This is a genomic window from Pseudomonas sp. SCB32 (genome assembly GCF_009189165.1).
Taxonomy (GTDB): Bacteria; Pseudomonadota; Gammaproteobacteria; order Pseudomonadales; family Pseudomonadaceae; genus Pseudomonas.
Genome location: NZ_CP045118.1, coordinates 5,653,691 through 5,675,704, shown reverse-complemented (window position 1 = coordinate 5,675,704; position 22,014 = coordinate 5,653,691). Strand labels below are relative to the sequence as shown.

Annotated in this window: 17 protein-coding genes; 16 read left to right on the top strand and 1 reads right to left on the bottom strand. The window is 63.1% G+C overall.

Annotation, left to right across the window (positions count from 1 at the left end):
• Window positions 1-74 precede the first annotated feature (74 nt).
• The 7 genes from epd (at window position 75) to GA645_RS25885 (ending at window position 5,822) form a co-directional block, all read left to right on the top strand.
• Window positions 75-1,121: an erythrose-4-phosphate dehydrogenase gene (epd, locus tag GA645_RS25915; RefSeq protein ID WP_152226802.1), complete on the top strand. Its 1,047-nt coding sequence runs from the start codon at window positions 75-77 to the stop codon at window positions 1,119-1,121.
• Window positions 1,122-1,149: 28 nt separating this feature from the next.
• The gene (locus GA645_RS25910) at window positions 1,150-2,313 is read left to right on the top strand and encodes a phosphoglycerate kinase (RefSeq protein WP_152226800.1); all 1,164 of its coding nucleotides are present in this window, start codon (window positions 1,150-1,152) and stop codon (window positions 2,311-2,313) included.
• A 161-nt stretch (window positions 2,314-2,474) separates the two neighbouring features.
• A complete protein-coding gene (locus GA645_RS25905; RefSeq protein ID WP_152226798.1) occupies window positions 2,475-2,810 on the top strand; it encodes an MliC family protein in 336 nt (111 codons plus the stop codon).
• 105 nt (window positions 2,811-2,915) lie between these two features.
• Complete coding sequence (gene fba / locus GA645_RS25900) at window positions 2,916-3,980, top strand: class II fructose-bisphosphate aldolase (protein WP_152226796.1); 1,065 nt, start codon at window positions 2,916-2,918, stop codon at window positions 3,978-3,980.
• 69 nt (window positions 3,981-4,049) lie between these two features.
• Window positions 4,050-4,469, top strand: coding sequence for a hypothetical protein (locus GA645_RS25895; RefSeq protein WP_152226794.1), 420 nt, complete (start codon window positions 4,050-4,052; stop codon window positions 4,467-4,469).
• A 37-nt stretch (window positions 4,470-4,506) separates the two neighbouring features.
• A complete protein-coding gene (locus tag GA645_RS25890) occupies window positions 4,507-5,277 on the top strand; it encodes a class I SAM-dependent methyltransferase (protein WP_152226792.1) in 771 nt (256 codons plus the stop codon).
• 50 nt (window positions 5,278-5,327) lie between these two features.
• Complete coding sequence (locus tag GA645_RS25885) at window positions 5,328-5,822, top strand: YgjP-like metallopeptidase domain-containing protein (RefSeq protein WP_152226790.1); 495 nt, start codon at window positions 5,328-5,330, stop codon at window positions 5,820-5,822.
• A gap of 236 nt (window positions 5,823-6,058) precedes the next feature.
• Here the strand turns inward: GA645_RS25885 and GA645_RS25880 are convergent, their stop codons facing one another.
• Complete coding sequence (locus GA645_RS25880; protein ID WP_152226788.1) at window positions 6,059-8,497, bottom strand: penicillin-binding protein 1A; 2,439 nt, start codon at window positions 8,495-8,497, stop codon at window positions 6,059-6,061.
• A 185-nt stretch (window positions 8,498-8,682) separates the two neighbouring features.
• Here GA645_RS25880 and GA645_RS25875 point away from each other — a divergent pair, with 185 nt between their 5' ends.
• The 9 genes from GA645_RS25875 to gltB all read left to right on the top strand — a co-directional run bounded on the left by GA645_RS25875 (window position 8,683) and on the right by gltB (window position 22,000).
• Window positions 8,683-9,747 (top strand): pilus assembly protein PilM, encoded by a 1,065-nt coding sequence (locus GA645_RS25875; RefSeq protein WP_152226786.1) that lies wholly within the window; start codon window positions 8,683-8,685, stop codon window positions 9,745-9,747.
• The gene (gene pilN / locus GA645_RS25870; protein WP_152226784.1) at window positions 9,747-10,340 is read left to right on the top strand and encodes a type 4a pilus biogenesis protein PilN; all 594 of its coding nucleotides are present in this window, start codon (window positions 9,747-9,749) and stop codon (window positions 10,338-10,340) included. The genes GA645_RS25875 and pilN overlap by 1 nt, the downstream gene beginning before the upstream one ends.
• On the top strand, window positions 10,337-10,987 hold the full coding sequence (gene pilO, locus GA645_RS25865; protein ID WP_152226782.1) for a type 4a pilus biogenesis protein PilO: 651 nt from the start codon (window positions 10,337-10,339) through the stop codon (window positions 10,985-10,987). The genes pilN and pilO overlap by 4 nt, the downstream gene beginning before the upstream one ends.
• Window positions 10,984-11,508 (top strand): type 4a pilus biogenesis lipoprotein PilP, encoded by a 525-nt coding sequence (gene pilP, locus GA645_RS25860; RefSeq protein ID WP_152226780.1) that lies wholly within the window; start codon window positions 10,984-10,986, stop codon window positions 11,506-11,508. Before pilO ends, pilP begins: the two co-directional genes overlap by 4 nt.
• A gap of 53 nt (window positions 11,509-11,561) precedes the next feature.
• Entirely contained in the window at window positions 11,562-13,700 is a 2,139-nt protein-coding gene (pilQ, locus tag GA645_RS25855) for a type IV pilus secretin PilQ (protein ID WP_152226778.1), read from the top strand.
• A gap of 35 nt (window positions 13,701-13,735) precedes the next feature.
• Complete coding sequence (gene aroK / locus GA645_RS25850; RefSeq protein ID WP_372239817.1) at window positions 13,736-14,227, top strand: shikimate kinase AroK; 492 nt, start codon at window positions 13,736-13,738, stop codon at window positions 14,225-14,227.
• A 50-nt stretch (window positions 14,228-14,277) separates the two neighbouring features.
• On the top strand, window positions 14,278-15,384 hold the full coding sequence (gene aroB / locus GA645_RS25845; RefSeq protein ID WP_152226776.1) for a 3-dehydroquinate synthase: 1,107 nt from the start codon (window positions 14,278-14,280) through the stop codon (window positions 15,382-15,384).
• A 6-nt stretch (window positions 15,385-15,390) separates the two neighbouring features.
• On the top strand, window positions 15,391-17,091 hold the full coding sequence (locus tag GA645_RS25840) for an AAA family ATPase (RefSeq protein ID WP_152226774.1): 1,701 nt from the start codon (window positions 15,391-15,393) through the stop codon (window positions 17,089-17,091).
• A 463-nt stretch (window positions 17,092-17,554) separates the two neighbouring features.
• Window positions 17,555-22,000 carry a glutamate synthase large subunit gene (gene gltB / locus GA645_RS25835; protein WP_152226772.1) on the top strand — a complete coding sequence of 1,482 codons (4,446 nt, stop codon included), beginning with the start codon at window positions 17,555-17,557 and terminating at the stop codon, window positions 21,998-22,000.
• Window positions 22,001-22,014: the final 14 nt, after the last annotated feature.

The following is a 22,014-nucleotide window of genomic DNA, read 5'->3' as shown; positions in this document are numbered from 1 at the left end:
GCGAGCTTGCTCGCGAACCGGGCAAACTCCTTCGCGAGCAAGCTCGCTCCTACGAAGATCACCAAGGGATAACAATGTCCAAGCGCCCTTACCGAGTTGCCCTCAATGGTTATGGCCGAATCGGCCGCTGCGTGTTCCGTGCCCTGCACGAGCGCGGCGCGAAGGCTGATTTCTCCATCGTCGCGTTGAACGATCTGGCGGACCTCGCCAGCCTGGAATACCTGACCCGCTTCGACTCCACCCACGGCCGCTTCCCCGGCGAGGTGAGCGTGGATGACGGCTGTCTGCATGTTGGCGGCGAGTGCGTGAAGGTGTTCCGCGAGGCGACACCCGAGGCCATCGACTGGCGCGCGCTGGACGTCGACCTGGTGCTGGAGTGCTCCGGCGTCTACCACACCCGTGCCGATGGCGAGCGATTCCTGGCCGCTGGTGCGCCGCGCGTGCTGTTCTCGCAGCCCATGGCCAGCGAGACGGATATCGACGCCACGGTGGTCTTTGGCATCAATCAGCAGGGCCTGACCGGCGCCGAGAAGCTGGTGTCCAACGCGTCGTGCACCACCAACTGCAGCGTGCCGCTGCTCAAGCTGCTGAACGAGGCGCTGGGCATCGAGTACGTGTCGATCACTACCATCCACTCGGCGATGAACGACCAGCCGGTTATCGACGCCTATCACCACGAAGACCTGCGCCGCACGCGCTCGGCCTTCCAGTCGGTGATTCCGGTGTCCACTGGTCTGGCGCGCGGTATCGAACGCCTGCTACCGGAACTCGCCGGGCGAATCCAGGCCAAAGCCATTCGGGTGCCGACGGTAAACGTCTCGGCGCTGGACATCACGCTGCAGGTCTCGCGCGACACCACTGCGCAGGAGATCAACCGCGTGCTGCGCCAGGCCGCCACCGAAGGCCCCCTGAAGGGCCTGCTGGCGTACACCGAGCTGCCCCACGCCAGCTGCGATTTCAATCATGACCCGCACTCGGCCATCGTCGATGGCAGCCAGACCCGCGTTTCCGGCCCCCGCCTGGTGAACGTGCTGGCCTGGTTCGATAACGAGTGGGGGTTCGCCAACCGCATGCTCGACACCGCAGGCCACTACCTGCGGGTCGCCGCTACCGAACGTTAATCAAACAGCCCCAACAGGACTGACTGTCATGACCGTGTTGAAGATGACCGACCTCGACCTCCAAGGTAAGCGCGTACTGATCCGCGAAGACCTCAACGTTCCGGTGAAGGACGGTGTGGTCAAGAGCGACGCGCGCATCCTGGCCTCGCTGCCGACCATCAAGCTGGCCCTGGAAAAAGGCGCGGCGGTGATGGTCTGCTCGCACCTGGGGCGCCCGACCGAGGGCGAATACTCCGAAGAGAACAGCCTGCAGCCGGTCGCCGACTACCTGTCCAAGGCCCTGGGCCGCGCCGTGCCGCTGGTCAAGGACTACCTGGGCGGCGTCGAAGTGAAGCCGGGTGAAGTCGTGCTGTTCGAGAACGTGCGCTTCAACAAGGGCGAGAAGAAGAACGCCGACGAGCTGGCCCGGCAATACGCCGCCCTGTGCGACGTGTTCGTCATGGACGCCTTCGGCACCGCCCACCGCGCCGAGGGTTCGACCCATGGCGTGGCCAAGTTCGCCAAGGTCGCCGCGGCCGGCCCGCTGCTGGCCGCCGAACTGGAAGCCCTGGGCAAGGCCCTGGGCAACCCGGCACGCCCGATGGCAGCCATCGTTGCCGGTTCCAAGGTCTCCACCAAGCTCGATGTGCTGAACAGCCTGGCGCTGATCTGCGACCAGCTGATCGTCGGTGGCGGCATCGCCAACACCTTCCTCGCCGCGGCCGGTCACAAGGTCGGCAAGTCGCTGTACGAGGCTGATCTGGTCGACACCGCCAAGGCCATCGCCGCCAAGGTCAGCGTGCCGCTGCCGGTCGACGTGGTGGTTGCCAAGGAGTTCGCCGAGAGCGCCGTTGCGACCGTCAAGGACATCGCTGACGTGGCCGACGACGACATGATCCTGGACATCGGTCCGAAGACCGCCGCCCAGTTCGCCGAGCTGCTGAAGACCTCCAAGACCATCCTGTGGAACGGTCCGGTGGGCGTATTCGAGTTCGACCAGTTCGGCGAAGGCACCAAGACCCTGGCCAAGGCCATCGCCGAAGGCTCCGCCTTCAGCATTGCCGGCGGTGGCGACACCCTGGCTGCCATCGACAAGTACGGCATCGGTGAGCAGATCTCCTACATTTCTACCGGTGGTGGTGCCTTCCTCGAGTTCGTCGAGGGCAAGGTCCTGCCGGCCGTCGAAGTGCTGGAGCAGCGCGCCAAGGCATAAGACGTTCGCCGACGAGAGCGGCGGCGAACAGTCGATGCGCTCCCATCCGTACAGCGCCGCCCTTGTCTGATCCTGGGCGGCGCTGGCGTTCCTGCGGTGGGGCGGGCAAGCTGGTGCATTGGATACTCGGCGGGTATGCCGCCTCAAGGGAGAGTCGCCCGATGCTGCGTTATGTTGTCCCGGCCTTCGCGCTGTCGCTGGTTGCGGGATGCTCTAGCCATTCGTCCGGCGGTGCCGGTGGCAAAGAGGACGGCTGGAATCGCTGGACCTGCGACAGCCAGGCCGAAGTCATCTGGCGTTACGTGGACGTGAGCAAGTCGGTGGTCGACCTGCGTCTGGGCGAGGATGACGTGGTTCATCACCTGGAGGAGGAACCCGGCGGAGCCGGCGCTTTCTATAGTGACGGACTGGTCGGATTCAGCATTACCGGCGAGCAGGGACTGATCTACTGGGTCGAGAGCAACGATCTCATCGGCCGAGGTTGCAAGGCGCGCTGACGCGCCGACTGTCTTGGCCACGGCCAGGGCACTTGAACACCGCCTGCCCCTGGGGCAGGCTTTTGAATAACTGAACGAGCCCGACTTCTGGGAGAAGCGAAAACCATGGCACTCATCAGCATGCGCCAAATGCTGGATCACGCCGCCGAGTTCGGCTACGGCGTTCCGGCCTTCAACGTCAACAACCTCGAGCAGATGCGCGCCATCATGGAAGCGGCCGACAAGACCGACTCCCCGGTGATCGTGCAGGCCTCCGCCGGCGCTCGCAAATACGCCGGTGCGCCCTTCCTGCGTCACCTGATCCTCGCGGCCATCGAAGAATTCCCGCACATCCCGGTGTGCATGCACCAGGACCACGGCACCAGCCCTGACGTCTGTCAGCGCTCCATCCAGCTGGGCTTCAGTTCGGTGATGATGGACGGCTCGCTGAAGGAAGACGGCAAGACCCCGGCCGACTACGAGTACAACGTCCGCGTGACCCAGCAGACCGTTGCCTTCGCCCACGCCTGCGGCGTGTCCGTGGAAGGTGAGCTGGGCTGCCTGGGCTCCCTGGAAACCGGCATGGCCGGCGAGGAAGACGGCGTTGGCGCGGAAGGCGTGCTGGACCACAGCCAGCTGCTGACCGATCCGGAAGAAGCCGCCGACTTCGTGAAGAAGACCCAGGTCGACGCCCTGGCGATTGCCATCGGCACTAGCCACGGCGCCTACAAGTTCACCAAGCCGCCGACCGGTGACATCCTCGCCATCGACCGCATCAAGGCGATCCATGCGCGCATTCCGGGCACCCACCTGGTGATGCACGGTTCGTCATCCGTCCCGCAGGACTGGCTGGCGATCATCAACGAATTCGGCGGCGAAATTCCGGAAACCTACGGTGTTCCGGTCGAGGAAATCGTCGAAGGCATCAAGTACGGCGTGCGCAAGGTGAACATCGACACCGACCTGCGTCTGGCCTCCACTGGCGCCATCCGTCGCTTCCTGGCGAAGAACCCGAGCGAGTTCGACCCGCGCAAATACTTCGCGAAGACCGTCGAAGCCATGCGCGATGTCTGCATCGCCCGCTACGAAGCCTTCGGCACCGCCGGCCACGCCTCCAAGATCAAGCCGATCTCCCTGGAAGGCATGTTCCAGCGCTACGCCAAAGGTGAGCTGGAAGCGAAGGTCAACTGATCCCGCTTCGTTTGCCAAGAGCCCCGCATTGCGGGGCTCTTTCGTATCCGCCAGAAGGAGATTGATGGCATGTCGATGTTGCGTGCCGGGCTCGCCGCCTTGTCGCTGGCGCTGCTGGCCGGCTGTTCGCTGCACCCCGCGCAACCACCGGCGCCACCGCCCAAACCGCCGGTGAACCTGCCAGTGGACGCGCAGAATTGCCAGACTCACCAGGAGTGCACGCTGAAGACCTCGCGCACCCTGCTGTTCGTCTTCGACTATGCCGAGGCGGGCGCGGCACTGGTGGAGAACGAAAGCCGCGTGCTCAGCACCCCGGAGAAGGCGCCGGAGAAAGGCTGGCCGGCGATCCGCATCCAACTGGCCGACCCCGATGGCGGTCGTTTCGAGTTCCACAGCGAATGCCGGCAGAAGCGATGCCGGATCAAGGAGTCACGCCTGCTCAGCTGCTACCGTAGTTATCTCGACGGCAAGACCTGCCGGTTCCGCTGAGCCCTCCTGCTCAGCTCGGACGGGCTCTGGAGGTACGATGACGGATGTACATGGCAGTGCGCGGGATGGATACGCCCGCGAAGCGAAAGCCTATGCCCACGGCCGCCCGGACTATCCCGAGGGGCTGCTGGGCTGGCTCGGCGAGGCGCTGGAAATCAGCCACGGCAAGCAAGTGGCCGACCTTGGCGCGGGCACCGGCAAGTTCACCGCTTTGCTGCTGCGCAGCGGAGCGCAGGTCACGGCGATCGAGCCGGTGGCAGCGATGCGCGAGCAATTGAGTGCAGCCTTGCCTGCGGTGAAGGTACTCAACGGCACCGCCCAGGCGATCCCGTTGGCCGCACAAAGCCTGGATGCACTGACCTGCGCGCAGGCCTTCCACTGGTTCGCTGACGAGCGGTCGCTGGGTGAAATCCATCGAGTACTGCGTCCTGGCGGCCACCTCGGGCTGGTCTGGAACGTGCGTGACGAACGGGTCGACTGGGTGGCCGAAGTCACTCGCATCGTCGAACGCTACGAAGGCAGCACGCCGCGCTTCCATACCGGTGAATGGCGCCAGGCGTTCGCAGGGGCTCGCTTCGAGCCCCTGCGTCTGCGTGAGTTCAGCCATCAGCATGTCGGCCCGCCGGAGCAGGTGATCGTTGCGCGTCTTCTCTCTGTGAGCTTCATTGCCGCACTGCCGGACGAGCGGAAGCACTGGGTCGCCGAGCAGCTGCGCGAACTGATTGCCAGCCATCCGGCGCTGAAGGGGCGTACGGAAGTTGCATTCCCCTATCGCACCGAGGCGTACAGCACGCGCGCGCTGGACTGAGTGGGGAATGCGGTAGACTGGTGGCTGGATTTCCCGCCAGTCGCTCTCCCATGCAACCGCTTCGCTATCTCCAGGCTTACCCGCAACAGCTCCAGGATCAGGTACGTCAGCTCATCGAGCAGAACCGCCTCGGCGAGTATCTGGAGCGTCGCTATCCCGGCCGTCATGACGTACAGAGCGACAAGGCGCTGTACGGCTACGCCATGGATCTCAAGCAGCAGTACATGCGCACCGCGCCGGCGGTGGACAAGGTGCTCTACGACAACAAGCTGGACGTCGTGCAGCGAGCCCTGGGCCTGAATACCGCGATCTCTCGGGTACAGGGCGGCAAGCTCAAGGCGAAGAAGGAAATCCGCGTCGCTTCGTTGTTCAAGGACGCTGCGCCCGAGTTCCTGCAGATGATCGTCGTCCACGAGCTGGCGCATCTGAAGGAGCGCGACCACAGCAAGGCCTTCTACCAGCTTTGCGAGCACATGCTGCCGGGCTATCACCAGCTGGAGTTCGATCTGCGCGTCTATCTGACCTGGCGTGATCTGCCCCAGTAGTACGGGCGCGCAACGAGCAGCAATGCGATCAGGCAGAACAGCCAGCCGAGCAGTTTGCGGACGTCCTGGATCTGTTGCCGCGGGAAGCCCCTGACGCGCCGGATGGGGTCGGTCGTCCGGGGTCATTCGCCGCCGCAAGTGTCAGATTAATCAATGATTTGGCGAAATGCCATTATTCTTTGAGAATCCATTCCCCAATGTAAAAGCCCCTCTTGAGAGGGGCTTTCATCTGCCTGTCAGAACAGGTCGATCGGTGCTTCTTCCTCTGCTGGCATACCGCTTCCGGGCGCGCTCCCCGGCGCCAGTTCGCTCATCGACGGCGGCGTGTCCTCGTTCTTGAACAGTTCGAAGTAAGCGCCCGGCGTACCCGGTGCGGCCGCGCGGCCGGTCACCGGGTCGATGCGCAGGCTGATCATGCCGGCGGGTTCGGGCAGCACGTGCGAGGGCTTGTCCTTCAGTGCCGCGCCCATGTAGCGCATCCAGATCGGCAGCGCCACGTTGCCGCCGTATTCGGCGCGGCCGAGGCTTTCCGGCTGGTCGAAGCCGACCCAGACAGTGGTCATGTAATCGGCGTTGAAGCCGGAGAACCAGGTGTCCTTGGAGTCGTTGGTGGTACCGGTCTTGCCAGCCAGGTCATCCCGCTTGAGCGCCAGGGCGCGGCGGCCGGTGCCGCGCTTGATCACGTCCTGCAGCATGCTGGTCATGATGTAGGCGGTACGGGCATCGATGATGCGCTCGGCGGCAGCCGGTTCGATGGTGGTCTTGGCCAGGCTCGGGTCGTCGTTGCCCAGCGCGTTGGTTCCACTGGGCTGCGCCTGGGGCTGGGCTTGTTGGGCCTGCGCCTCGTCATTCGGCACGCGGGGCGGGTTGGCCTGGAAGACAACCTGGCCGTCTCGGCTTTCGATGCGATCGACCACGTAGGGCGAAACCTTGAAGCCGCCGTTGGCGAAGGTGCTCCAGGCGGAGGCGATTTCCAGCGGTGTCAGGGTCGCGGTGCCAAGTGCCATCGACAGGTTCGGCGGCAGCTCGTCCTTGTTGAAGCCGAAGCGGCTGATGTAGGTGCGCGCGCGCTCGACACCCAGTCCCTGGAGAATGCGGATCGAGACCATGTTGCGCGACTTGTAGAGCGCCTCGCGCATCGGGATCGGACCGAGGAAGGTGTTGGTGTCGTTCTTCGGTCGCCAGACCTTGTCCAGGTACTCGTCGTAGAACACCACGGGGGCGTCGTTGATCAGCGAAGCAGCTGTGAAGCCGTTGTCCAGCGCCGCGCTGTAGATGAACGGCTTGAAGCTGGAACCGGGCTGGCGCTTGGCCTGGGTGGCGCGGTTGTAGTTGCTCTGCTCGAAGGAGAAGCCGCCAACCAGGGCCATGATCGCCCCGTCCTGCGGATTCAGCGAGACCAGAGCGCTCTGCGCGGCCGGTACCTGGGTCAGGCGCAGCGTGCCGTTGTCGGCGCGTTGCACGCGAATCACATCGCCGGGCTGGACCACGTCGCTCGGCTGGCGAGGCATCGGGCCCATGCTGTTGTTGCTGAGGTAGGGGCGTGCCCACTTCATGCCGTCCCAGCCGAGCGCTTCTTCCTTGCCGTCGCGGGTCATCACCATGGCGCCGCTCTTTTCCACCTGGATTACGATCGCCGGCTCCAGGCCGCCGAGCGGGCGCTGCTGGGTGATCGCCTGGCGCCAGGCATCACGGGTCTTGCCGGGCAGGCGGGTTTCCGGGCCGCGGTAGCCGTGACGCTGGTCGTACTCCTGCAAGCCATCGCGCAGCGCGTTGTTGGCGTCGTCCTGCAGGTCGCTGCGTACGGTGGTGTAGACGCGGTAGCCCTCGGTATAGGCATCGCCGCCGAAGCGGCCGACCAGTTCGGCACGCGCCATTTCGGCGATGTACGGTGCCGCCAGTTCCGGGCTCTGAACGTGATAGGAGGCGGCGATGGGTTCCTTGACCGCCGCTTCGAAGCGAGGCTGATCGATGAAGCCCAGCTTGAGCATGCGCTCGAGGATCCAGTTGCGGCGTTCCAGGCTGCGTGCGGGGTTGGCCAGCGGGTTGTAGCGCGACGGGGCCTTCGGCAGGCCGGCGATCATCGCCATCTGGGCCAGGCTCAGGTCCTTGATCGACTTGCCGTAGTACACCTGAGCGGCGGCTTCCACGCCGTAGGCGCGGTTGCCCAGATAGATCTTGTTGACGTACAGCTCGAGGATCTCGTCCTTGGTCAGCGAGCGCTCGATCTGCAGTGCAAGCAATATCTCATTGATCTTCCGCGAGAAACTGCGTTCGTTGGTGAGGAAGTAGTTCTTCGCCACCTGCATGGTGATGGTACTGCCACCCGTCTGGATATGCCCTGTCTTCAATAATTGCGCGGCAGCACGCATCAGGCTTTTGACGTCGACGCCATAATGATTGGCGAAATTGTCATCCTCGGCCGAGAGCAGCGCGTGGGTGAAATCCTGGGGGATTTCAGCAAAGCGAATCGGCGTGCGGCGCATCTCGCCAAACTCTGCTATCAATTTGTTATCGCTGCTGTAAACCCGCAACGGCATCTGCAAGCGCACGTTGCGTAGGGCCTCCACGGACGGGAGGTTCGGGCTGAGGTAAAGGTAGGCGCCGCTGAAACTGAGCAGCAATCCACAGATTATGGTGACGCAGGTCCACCACAGAAACTTCAGCAGGCGCATTGGAAGGTCTTGGATTTCCAGAGAAAAGAAAGAGTTAAGCGGATGGCGCAGCAAAAAGGGAAAAGCTGATCACATTATAAGCAGTTTTTTTCCCGGTGAGCCATTTGCGAAGGTGTCAAGTCTGGTATCTAATGTGAAGAAACATAAATCGTCCGTAAGTCTCGGATGCTGATAGGAAATCAGTCGTGCTAGGGCTATTCAATAAGAAAGCGAACACGCTGCTGGGGATAGACATCAGTTCGACTTCGGTCAAACTCCTCGAACTGAGCCGCTCGGGAGGCCGCTACAAGGTAGAGGCCTATGCTGTAGAGCCGCTCCCTCCCAATGCAGTGGTAGAAAAGAACATCGCTGAGCTGGAGGGCGTCGGCCAGGCGTTGTCACGTGTGGTCGCCAAAGCGCGCACCGGCGTGAAGACGGCTGCGGTCGCGGTTGCCGGCTCTGCGGTAATCACCAAGACCATCGAGATGGACGGTGGCCTCTCGGACGACGAGCTGGAAAATCAGCTCAAGATCGAGGCCGACCAGTACATCCCCTATCCCCTCGAAGAAGTCGCGATCGACTTCGAGGTCCAGGGCGTATCCGCGCGGAATGCCGAGCGCGTTGACGTACTCCTCGCCGCTTGTCGGAAGGAAAACGTTGAAGTGCGCGAGGCGGCCCTGGCGCTGTCGGGGCTGACGGCCAAGGTTGTCGACGTCGAGGCGTACGCACTGGAGCGAGCATTCAGTCTGCTCGGCGATCAACTGGGCGGCAATGCCGACGAGCTCACAGTTGCGGTGGTCGACATCGGCGCCACCATGACCACGCTGAGCGTGCTGCACCATGGCCGCACCATCTATACACGCGAGCAGCTGTTCGGCGGGCGTCAGCTCACCGAGGAGATTCAGCGTCGCTACGGTCTGTCCGTGGAAGAAGCCGGTCTTGCCAAGAAGCAGGGCGGTCTTCCGGATGACTACGACAGCGAAGTTCTGCAACCGTTCAAAGATGCTGTCGTTCAGCAGGTGTCCCGTTCGCTGCAGTTCTTCTTCGCGGCAGGCCAGTTCAACGACGTGGACTACATCCTGCTGGCGGGCGGAACGGCCTCCATTCCCGATCTGGACAGGTTGATCCAGCAGAAGATCGGTACTCCGACACTCGTAGCCAACCCCTTCACCGACATGGTGCTCAGTGGAAAGGTCAATGCGGGTGCGCTGGCCAGTGATGCGCCGGCGCTGATGATTGCCTGCGGTCTGGCGATGAGGAGTTTCGACTGATGACTCGCATCAACTTATTGCCGTGGCGGGAACAGCTGCGCGAGGAGCGCAAGCAGCGCTTCCTGGTGACTCTGGGAGCGGTGCTTCTGGCCTCCGGCGCGCTCGTCTTCCTGGGTGACCAGTACTTCAATTCGGCCATCGAGAACCAGAACGCGCGCAACGATTTCCTGCGCAAGGAAATCACCGTGCTCGATGCGCGGATCAAGGAAATCAGTGAGCTGAAAACTCGCCGCCAGCAATTGCTGGAGCGTATGAAGATCATTTCGGACCTGCAGGGCAACCGTCCGATCATTGGGCGGGTGTTCGATCAGTTGGTCCGTACGTTGCCCGATGGCGTCTATTTCACCGACCTGAAAATGACCGGGAAATCCATCGCCATCGCGGGTGCGGCCGAGTCGAACAATCGGGTTTCCAACCTGATGCGCAACCTGGATGCCTCGGAATGGCTCAAGGCGCCGAACCTGACGGAAGTCAAGGCGGTGACCCAGGGGGCGGTGGACCAGGCGAATATCTTCCAGTTGACGGTTCAACAGACCCAGCCCGGGGCGGAAGAGGCGGAGCAGAAGAACGTTGCGCAAGGAGCCAAGAAATGAGTCTGGCCAGTTCCCTCCAGAGCGTGCGCAAGATCGACATCAACGATCTTGACCTGAATAACCTCGGCTCCTGGCCGGCGGCGGTCAAGGTTATTGCCTGCATTCTGCTGATGGCCGTCGTACTCGCGCTTGGCTACAACTTCCACTTGAAGGACCTGCAGGAACAGTTGGATCGGCAACGTTCCGAAGAGGAGACGCTCAAGCAGCAGTTTTCCTCCAAGGCGTTCCAGGCGGCCAATCTGGAAGCCTACAAGACCCAGATGAAGGAAATGGAGGAGTCCTTCGGTGCCTTGCTGCGGCAACTGCCCAGCGATACCGAAGTGCCCGGCCTGCTCGAAGACATTACCCGTACCGGACTGGGGAGCGGGCTCGAGTTCGAGGAGATCAAGCTGCTGCCGGAGGTGACCCAGCAGTTCTACATCGAATTGCCCATCCAGATCAGTGTTGTGGGCGGGTATCACGATCTGGCGACATTCGTCAGCGGCGTGTCCAGCCTTCCGCGGATCGTTACCTTGCATGATTTCGAGATCAAGCCGGCCAGTGCCGACACCACGTCCAGGCTGAAGATGAGCATCCTGGCCAAGACCTATCGCTACAACGACAAGGGCGTGAAGGCTAATGCCCCGAGCACAGGAGCCAAGAAATGAGGGGGCGCCTGATCATTTGTGGATTTTTGCTGCTGAGCTTGAACGGGTGCGGTTCGGGCAGTGATTTCAGCGATCTGCAGGCCTATATGGACGAGGTTCGCGCGCGTCCCAAGGGGGCCATCGAACCACTGCCCAAGTTCCAGCCGTATGAAGCATTCACCTACAGTGCCTCGGCATTGCGCAGCCCCTTCCAGCCACCGGTAAAGATCGATCTGGCGGTGAAGCAGAAGGGTAACAAGGTGGTCAAGCCGGACGAAACCCGGGTCAAGCAGTTCCTGGAAGGCTTCAATATCGAAACCTTCGAGATGGTGGGGACCTTGTCCAGGGACAGCCAGATGTTCGCCCTCGTGAAAGGTGCAGGAGGGGTGCACCGGGTACGGATCGGCGACTACCTGGGGCGCAATGACGGCAAGATCGTTGCGATCAGCGAAGGCAAGATCGACGTGATTGAAATCGTTCCTGATGGTGAGGGTGGCTGGCTGGAGCGTCCGCGCAGCCTGACTCTCAAGGAACGCTCCTAAGGGCGGGGATGAAGATGGATAACAAACAGCAGTCTGCACGACGGATTCAGACGATGAACAAAATGCTTTCCCGCCTGAGCATCTCCTTGCTCGCGGCAGTCTTTGCGCCAGCATTGCTGGCCGCCAATCTGCAGAGCGTCGATGTTTCAGCCTTGCCGGGTGATCGGGTCGAGCTGAAGCTGGGCTTCGACGGTCCGGTGGCGGCGCCGCGTGGCTACACCATCGAGCAGCCGGCGCGTATCGCGCTGGATCTGCCGGGTGTGCAGAACAAGCTGGGCAGCAAGAATCGCGAGCTGGGCGTGGGTAATGCGCGCAGCCTGACGGTGGTTGAAGCAAAAGATCGCACCCGCCTGATCGTCAACCTTGCCACCCTTGTGCCATACACCACTCGGTCGGAAGGTTCGAACCTGTACGTCGTGGTGGGTGGCGCCGGTGCCTCCAGCACGGTTGCATCGGCGGCGCCGGTATCCGCGCCAATCGCCAAGCCGGCACAGTCCAAGTCCTACATTGCGGCGGGCAAGGCAATTCGCAACATCGACTTCCAGCGTGGCGATCAAGGGGAAGGCAATGTCGTGATCGACCTGTCCGATCCGACCGTCAGTCCGGACATTCAGGAGCAGGGCGGCAAGATCCGCCTGGAATTCCCGCGGACCCAATTGCCTGACAACCTGCGCGTACGCCTGGACGTGAAGGACTTCGCCACGCCGGTACAGTTCGTCAACGCTTCCGCGGCGGGCGACAAGGCGAGCATCTCCATCGAGCCGACCGGCCTGTACGACTATCTCGTTTATCAGACTGATAACCGGATGACCGTCAGTATCAAGCCGCTGACTCAGGATGATGCGGAGAAGCGCAAGAAGGATACCTTCGCCTACACCGGCGAGAAGTTGTCGCTGAACTTCCAGGACATCGATGTGCGCTCGGTCCTGCAGTTGATTGCCGACTTCACCGACCTGAACCTGGTGGCTTCAGATACCGTCCAGGGCAATATCACCCTGCGTCTGCAGAACGTGCCGTGGGACCAGGCGCTGGACCTTGTGCTGAAGACCAAGGGTCTGGACAAGCGCAAGGTGGGCAACGTTCTGCTGGTCGCGCCGGCTGAAGAGATCGCAGCGCGTGAGCGCCAGGAGCTCGAGGCCCAGAAGCAGATTTCCGAACTGGCTCCGCTTCGTCGCGAGCTGATTCAGGTGAACTACGCGAAGGCAGCTGACATCGCCAAGCTGTTCCAGTCGGTAACCGGCGTCGGTGCTCCGGGTGCGCCGCAGACTCCGGGCGCGGACAACCGTGGCTCGATCACTGTCGATGATCGCACCAACGCGATCATCGCCTACCAGACCCAGGAACGCCTGGATGAGCTTCGTCGTATCGTCGCGCAATTGGACATCCCGGTTCGCCAGGTGATGATCGAGGCGCGCATCGTCGAAGCCGCCGTCGACTACAGCAAGAGCCTTGGTGTTCGCTGGGGCGGCGCATTCAGCTCCGGCAACTGGGATTTCTATGGTAAGGACGGGGCCCGTACTGTCGATAGCAACGGCAAGTTGTTCCTGCCCGGTACCGATACCATTGGTAACTTTACCGCGAAGGATGGTGTTGCGCCGGTCCCGTTCGTTGACATGGGTGCGGTAAACAGCACCTCGGGTATTGGCATTGGCTTCCTGAGCGATCACGCCATGCTCGACCTGCAGCTTTCCGCCATGGAAAAGAGCGGCAACGGTGAGGTGGTCTCCCAGCCGAAGGTCGTTACCTCCGATAAGGAAACCGCGAAGATCCTGAAGGGTTCGGAGATTCCTTACCAGGAAGCCAGCTCCAGCGGTGCTACCTCGGTGTCCTTCAAGGAGGCCGCCCTGGCCCTGGAAGTGACCCCGCAGATCACCCCGGACAACCGCATCATCATGGAAGTGAAGGTCAATAAGGACGAGCCGGACTACGCCAACGCACTCAATGGCGTACCGCCGATCAAGAAGAACGAGGTGAACGCCAAGGTGCTGGTCAACGATGGCGAGACCATCGTGATCGGCGGTGTGTTCTCCAATACCCAGACCAAGCAGACCGACAAGGTTCCGTTCCTGGGTGACGTTCCGTTCATTGGACGGCTGTTCCGTCGTGATTCGGTAACCGACAGCAAGAGCGAGCTGCTGGTTTTCCTTACCCCGCGGATCATGAATAATCAGGCCTTTGCAGCCGGCCGTTGATCAATGTCGTGTCCAATTTGATTCTGGTAGGCCCGATGGGAGCTGGTAAAAGCACCATCGGGCGTCTTCTCGCCAAAGAGCTTCACCTCGTCTTCAAAGATTCGGATAAAGAGATCGAGCAACGCTGCGGAGCCAACATCCCCTGGATATTCGATGTCGAGGGCGAGGCGGGCTTTCGCGAGCGTGAGCAGGCGATGCTTGCCGAGCTATGTGCCGAAGGTGGCATGGTCATCGCCACCGGCGGCGGTGCGGTGATGCGTGACGCCAATCGCCAGATACTCAAGACCGGCGGGCAGGTGATCTACCTGCACGCCTCGGTCGAGCAGCAGATTTCCCGCACTGCGCGCGACAAGAATCGCCCGCTGCTGCAGAAGCCCAATCCGGACCAGATACTCCGTGACCTCATGCAGGTGCGCGATCCGCTGTATCGCGAAATCGCCGATGTAATCATCGAAACCGACGAGCGGCCGCCACGCCTCGTGGTTCTGGAGATTCTGGAGCGCTTGCGTGAGCTGGAGCGCCATTAACGGCGCTCCAATCTGCGGTATCCTAGTCCCCTTTCTTGCCTGGGGGTTTCATGCGCACACTCAATGTCGATCTGGCCGATCGCAGCTACCCGATCTATATCGGTGAGGGGCTGCTGGATGATCCGCGCTACTTCGAACCGCATATCCGCGGCCGTCAGGTAGCCATCGTCACCAACGAAACTATCGCGCCGCTGTATCTGGATCGACTGCAGAAGACCCTCTCCGGCTATAAGATCACCACAGTGGTGCTGCCCGATGGCGAGGCCTACAAGCAGTGGGAAACCCTGCAGCTGATCTTCGACGAGCTGCTCAAGGCGCGCCACGATCGCAAGACTACCCTGATCGCCCTCGGCGGCGGCGTCATCGGCGACATGACCGGCTTCGCCGCTGCCTGCTACCAGCGCGGCGTGGACTTCATCCAGGTGCCGACCACCCTGCTGTCCCAGGTCGATTCCTCCGTTGGCGGCAAGACCGGCATCAACCACCCGCTGGGCAAGAACATGGTTGGCGCGTTCTACCAGCCCCAGGCCGTAGTCATTGATACCGCCACCCTGCGTACCCTGCCGCAGCGCGAGCTGTCTGCGGGTCTCGCGGAAGTCATCAAGTACGGTTTCATCTGCGACGAGCCGTTCCTGACGTGGCTGGAAACGCACATCGACGATCTGCTGGCACTGGAGCCAGTTGCGCTCACCGAAGCCATCGAGCGCTCCTGTGCCGCCAAGGCTCGCGTCGTCGGCGCTGACGAGAAGGAAACTGGCGTGCGCGCCACCCTCAACCTGGGCCACACCTTCGGCCATGCCATCGAGACCCATATGGGCTATGGCGTCTGGCTGCATGGCGAGGCGGTGGGGGCGGGAACCGTGATGGCACTTGAGATGTCGCATCGGCTGGGATGGCTGACGAGCGCCGAACGCGATCGCGGCATTCGCCTGCTTGCCGCGGCGAAGCTACCGGTCGTTCCGCCGCAGGAAATGAATGCTGAGCATTTTCTTGAGCACATGGCCGTTGACAAGAAAGTGCTCGATGGACGTTTGCGTCTGGTCTTGCTCCAAGGGCTGGGGGCTGCGGTCGTAACCGCCGAATTCCCCCGTGAGATTCTGGAAGAAACGCTGCGCGCTGACTACCAGGCACTGGTTGGTCAGGCAGGAGAACATTGAGGTCCCATGTCCAGTTTGCATGCCGATGAGGCCTTTCTGGCCCACTACCAGTTCAGTCATGACCCGTTCGCACCTCGGGTTCCTGGCTTCAAGTTCTTCCCGGCGCAGCGCAAGCCCGTACTGGGTCAACTGCACCATCTGGCGCGCTACAGCCAACTGCTGCTGGCCGTAACCGGTCCGCTGGGCAGTGGCAAGACGCTACTGCGCCAGGCGCTGGTGGCCAGCACCAACAAGGACGCGGTGTCCAGCGTGGTCATCTCCGGTCGCTCGGTGACCGATGAAGCCACCTTGCTGCGTCAGCTGGCGCAGGGCTTGGGGATTACCCAGACCAGCCTCGAGCCAATCCTGGCCAAGGTCGCGCAACTGGCGATCACCGGGCAGGACGTGTACCTGCTGGTGGATGACGCCGAGCAACTGCGCGACGATGCCCTCGAGGTGCTCCTGCTCCTGGCCGCCGGCAACACCGAGGCGCGCTTGCACGTCTTCCTGTTCGGCGAGCCGGCGCTGCTGTCGCGCCTGGAAGTGCTGTCCGAAGGCGAGGAGCGCTTCCATGCCATCGAGCTGCAGCCGTACAGCGAGGAAGAGACCCGCGAATACCTGGCCCAGCGCCTGGAAGGCGCTGGGCAGGGTATCGAGCTGATTTCCGCCGACCTGCTGGCCGATATCCACGAGCAATCCGGCGGCTGGCCGGGCACAATCAACCAGACCGCCCGCGACGCCATGATCGAGGCGATGCTGGCTGATCGTGGCGGTGTCCGAAAGACAGCTGGCCCCGGCTTCAAACTGCCGAAAAAGCACCTCGCCATCCTCGGTGTAGTCGCCATCGGCGTCGTGGCTGCCTGGTTCATGCAGGGCAAGACCAGCAAGCCGGAAACCGCGAGCAACACCGCGGCGCAAACTTCTTCCCAGCTACCGCTGGGCGGCGCAGCTCCGCAGCCGAGTGCCCAACCCAAGCCGGACGCCCAGGGTGCCGGCCCGTCGTTGGAGTTCGCTGGCTCCAACCAGCCGCTGCCGCTGCCACTGGTGGGCGAGAGCCAGCCGGTGATCCGTGAGCCGATGGCCCAGGCCGGCGGCCAGGAAGATGCCGATGACGGCGCCATGCCGTCCGCCGCCATCCCGCCGACCGTCACGACCAGTGCGCCGCCGGTGACCCCTCTGGCCAATAAGGGTCCGGCTCCGCTGAACCCGGTACCGACCGCGCCGACCCAGTCGCAGCCCGTGGCTCAACCGGTTCCCAAGCCTGCGCCGACGCAGGCCGCAGCTCCGCGCCCTGAGCCGGTCAAGCCCGTCGCTACCGCTCCGGCCAAGCCTGTCCAGGCAGCCAAGCCAGCAGTAGCGGCTAAGCCCGCAACCACCGTTGCCACTGCCAAGCCGGCAGCGGCCAGCAAGCCTGCCGCTAGCGCCGGCAGCGCTGGTGGCAGCAGCTGGTACCAGTCTCAGGCCGGATCGCACTATTCCGTACAGGTGCTGGGCACCGGCTCGGAAGCCAGCGCCAAGGCCTTCATCAGCCAGCAGGGTGGTGGCGACTACCGCTACTTCCGCAAGAACCTGCAAGGCAAGCCGTTCTATGTCGTGACCTACGGCAGCTTCGCCGATCGCGCTGCCGCGCAGGCGGCGATCAAGAAGTTGCCGGCGAAGGTCCAGGCTTCCAAGCCCTGGGCGCGTCCCTTCTCCAGCATCCAGCAGGACATCGCCGGAGCGCACTGAAAGGTCGCACTGTCGCAATAATGAAAAAGCCGAGCCCCATTGCCTGGGGCTCGGCTTTTTTATTGGGTTGTTTCTTTTGCTGCATTCTTATAAAAATGCGACATCGGCTGTCGGCAGTGCGTCAAAAAAATAAGTGACGCCAGTCGCGCCGTGTGTACAATGACCTCCCTTTGCCTATCGGAAACTTGCCGCTTGAGCGAGTAGACAGGCAAAGCGCTTGATAGAGGGTCTGCTGACGTTTCGTCATGGCCAGGACCGGCACCGCCGCCACGTTGGGTAAGACGTGGCAACTGACGCGGATCGGTCATTCCAGGTGAACCAGGGGCTTGAACGGCGCTGCACGTCAGATGCGGCCCGTGCCTTTGGGGTGCGCGGGAAACAAGCCAGCAAAGGCGAAACAGGGCGATGGCGAAACGTCAGCAGACCCTGGAAATTAAAAAAGTTTTGCCGGTGAGAGTTCCCTATGAAAGCAGGTCTGTACCATCCTGAGACGTTCAAGGATAACTGCGGATTCGGTCTGATCGCCCATATGACGGGCGAGGCAAGCCACGAACTTCTGCAAACCGCCATCGAAGCACTGACCTGCATGACCCACCGAGGTGGGATCAACGCGGACGGGAAAACCGGGGACGGCTGTGGGCTGCTGATCCAGAAGCCCGACCAGTTCCTGCGCGCCGTGGCCAAGGAAACCTTTGCGACCGAGCTGCCCGGCCAGTACGCCGTGGGCATGGTCTTCTTCAACCAGGACCCGGTGAAGGCCGAGGCCGCCCGCGCGAACATGAATCGCGAGATCGAGCGTGCCGGCCTGAAACTGGTTGGTTGGCGCAAGGTGCCGATCGACACCAGCGTCCTGGGGCGCCTCGCCCTGGAGCGCCTGCCGCAGATCGAGCAGGTGTTCATCGGCGGCGAAGGCCTGTCCGACCAGGAATTCGCGGTCAAGCTGTTCAGCTCCCGTCGCCGCTCCTCCGTGGCCAACGCCGAGGACGCCGACCACTACGTCTGCAGCTTCTCGCACAAGACCATCATCTATAAGGGCCTGATGATGCCGGCGGACCTCGCCGCCTTCTATCCGGACCTTTCCGACGAGCGCCTGAAGACCGCCATCTGCGTCTTCCACCAGCGCTTCTCGACCAATACCCTGCCGAAGTGGCCGCTGGCCCAGCCGTTCCGCCTGCTGGCGCACAACGGCGAGATCAACACCATCACCGGCAACCGCAACTGGGCCCAGGCCCGTCGCGCCAAGTTCACCAACGAGTGGATGCCGGACCTGGACGAGCTGGGCCCGCTGGTCAACCGCGTGGGTTCGGATTCCTCCAGCATGGACAACATGCTCGAGCTGATGGTCACCGGCGGCATGGACATGTTCCGCGGCCTGCGCATGATCATTCCGCCGGCCTGGCAGAACGTCGAGACCATGGACGCCGATCTGCGCGCGTTCTACGAATTCAACTCGCTGCACATGGAGCCGTGGGACGGCCCCGCCGGCGTCGTGCTGACCGATGGCCGCTACGCCGTTTGCCTGCTCGACCGCAACGGCCTGCGCCCCTCGCGCTGGGTCACCACCCGGAACGGCTACATCACCCTCGCCTCGGAAATTGGCGTGTGGGACTACAAGCCCGAGGACGTAATCGCCAAGGGCCGCGTCGGCCCGGGCCAGATCCTCGCGGTGGACACCGAGACCGGCCAGCTGCTGCAGACCGAGGATATCGACAACCGCCTCAAGTCGCGCCACCCGTACAAGCAGTGGCTGCGCCAGAGCGCGCTGCGCATCCAGGCCACCCTGGACGATGACCAGGGCGTTGCCAGCTACGACGGCGACCAGCTCAAGCAGTACATGAAGATGTTCCAGGTCACCTTCGAGGAGCGTGACCAGGTGCTGCGCCCGCTCGGCGAGCAGGGCCAGGAAGCGGTCGGCTCGATGGGCGACGACACCCCGATGGCGGTGCTGTCCAAGCGTATCCGCTCGCCTTATGACTACTTCCGCCAGGTCTTCGCGCAGGTGACCAACCCGCCGATCGACCCGCTGCGCGAAGCGATCGTGATGTCCCTGGAAACCTGTCTGGGCATCGAGCAGAACATCTTCGAAGAGTCCCCGCACCACGCCAACCAGGCGATCCTGACCAGCCCGGTGATTTCCCCGGCCAAGTGGCGGACCCTGATGAACCTGGAGCGTCCGGGCTTCGACCGTCACCACATCGAACTGAACTACGACGAGTCCGTCGGCCTCGAAGCGGCCGTGCGCAACATCGCCGACCAGGCCGAGGAAGCCGTGCGCGCCGGCAAGGTGCTGCTGGTGCTCTCCGACCGTCACATCGCCCCCGGCAAGCTGCCGGTGCACGCGGCCCTGGCCGTCGGCGCCGTGCACCACCGCCTGGTGCAGACCGGCCTGCGCTGCAACTCCAACATCCTGGTGGAAACCGCCACCGCCCGTGACCCGCACCACTTCGCGGTGCTGGTGGGCTTCGGTGCGTCCGCGGTCTACCCGTTCCTCGCCTACGAGGTGCTGGCTGACCTGATCCGCACTGGCGAGGTGCTGGGCGACCTCTACGAGGTCTTCAAGTACTACCGCAAGGGTATCTCCAAGGGGATGCTGAAGATCCTCTCGAAGATGGGCATCTCCACCATCGCCTCCTACCGTGGCGCCCAGCTGTTCGAAGCCATCGGCCTGTCCGACGAAGTCACCGGCCTGTGCTTCCCGGGTACCCCGAGCCGCATCCAGGGCGCGCGCTTCATCGACATCGAGAACGAGCAGAAGCTGCTGGCTGGTGAAGCCTGGAACAGCCGCAAGGCGATCCAGCAGGGCGGCTTGCTGAAGTTTGTCTATGGCGGCGAATACCACGCCTACAACCCGGACGTGGTGAACACCCTGCAGGCCGCCGTGCAGCAGGGCGACTACGCCAGGTTCAAGGAATACACCGCGCTGGTGGACAGCCGTCCGGTGTCCATGATCCGCGACCTGCTCAAGGTGAAGACCTCCCAGCAGCCGCTGAGCCTCGATGAGATCGAGCCGCTGGAATCCATCTTCAAGCGCTTCGACGCCGCTGGTATCTCCCTCGGCGCGCTGTCGCCGGAGGCCCACGAAGCCCTGGCCGAGGCGATGAACCGCCTGGGCGGTCGCTCCAACTCCGGTGAGGGCGGCGAAGACCCGGCGCGCTACGGCACGCTGAAAAGCTCCAAGATCAAGCAGGTGGCCACCGGCCGCTTCGGTGTGACCCCGGAATACCTGGTCAACGCCGAAGTCCTGCAGATCAAGGTGGCCCAGGGCGCCAAGCCCGGCGAGGGCGGCCAGCTGCCCGGCGGCAAGGTCAATGGCCTGATCGCCCGCCTGCGCTATGCCGTGCCTGGCGTGACCCTGATCTCGCCGCCGCCGCACCACGACATCTACTCCATCGAAGACCTCGCCCAGCTGATCTTCGACCTCAAGCAGGTCAACCCGCAGGCGCTGGTGTCGGTGAAGCTGGTATCCGAGCCCGGTGTTGGCACCATCGCCGCCGGCGTGGCCAAGGCCTACGCCGACCTGATCACCATCTCCGGCTATGACGGCGGTACCGGCGCTTCGCCGATCACCTCCATCAAGTACGCCGGCAGCCCGTGGGAGCTGGGCCTCGCCGAGGCGCACCAGACCCTGCGCGGCAACGACCTGCGCGGCAAGGTTCGCGTGCAGACCGACGGCGGCCTGAAGACCGGCCTGGACGTCATCAAGGCCGCCATCCTCGGCGCCGAGAGCTTCGGCTTCGGCACCGCGCCGATGATCGCCCTGGGCTGCAAGTACCTGCGCATCTGCCACCTGAACAACTGCGCCACCGGCGTCGCCACCCAGAACGACAAGCTGCGCAAGGACCACTTCATCGGCACCGTGGACATGGTGGTGAACTTCTTCACCTTCATCGCCAGCGAGACCCGTGAGTGGCTGGCCAAGCTCGGCGTGCGCAGCCTGGAAGAACTGATCGGCCGCACCGACCTGCTGGAAATCCTGCCGGGCGAGACGCCCAAGCAGGGCAACCTCGACCTCACGCCGCTGCTGGGCAGCGACCTGATCCCGGCCGAGAAGCCGCAGTTCTGCGAAGTCGAGAAGAACCCGCCGTTCGACCAGGGGCTGCTGGCCGAGAAGATGGTCGACCTGGCCCGTGCCGCCATCGAAGGCGCCAAGGGCGGCGAGTACGAACTGGACATCTGCAACTGCGACCGTTCCATCGGCGCGCGGATTTCCGGCGAGATCGCCAAGGTCCACGGCAACCAGGGCATGGCCAAGTCGCCGATCACCTTCCGCTTCAAGGGCACCGCGGGACAGAGCTTCGGCGTGTGGAACGCCGGTGGCCTGCACCTGTACCTGGAAGGCGACGCCAACGACTATGTGGGCAAGGGCATGACCGGCGGCAAGCTGGTCGTCACCCCGCCCAAGGGCAGCCCGTTCAAGTCGCAGGAATCGGCCATCGTCGGCAACACCTGCCTGTACGGCGCCACCGGCGGCAAGCTGTTCGCCGCCGGCACCGCGGGCGAGCGTTTCGGCGTGCGCAACTCCGGCGCCCACGCCGTGGTTGAAGGCACCGGTGACCACTGCTGCGAATACATGACCGGCGGCTTCATCTGCGTACTGGGCAAGACCGGCTACAACTTCGGCTCCGGCATGACCGGTGGCTTCGCTTATGTCCTCGACATGGACAACACCTTCGTCGACCGCGTGAACCATGAGCTGGTGGAAATCCAGCGCATCAGCGGTGAAGCGATGGAGGCCTACCGCAGCCACCTGCGCAAGGTCCTGGTCGAGTACGTGGCGGAAACCGCGAGTGAATGGGGCGCACATCTGCTGGAGAACCTCGACGATTACCTGCGTCGGTTCTGGCTGGTGAAACCGAAGGCCGCAAGCCTCGGCTCCCTGCTGACCAGCACCCGTGCCAACCCGCAATAAGCGCTCGAAGTCTG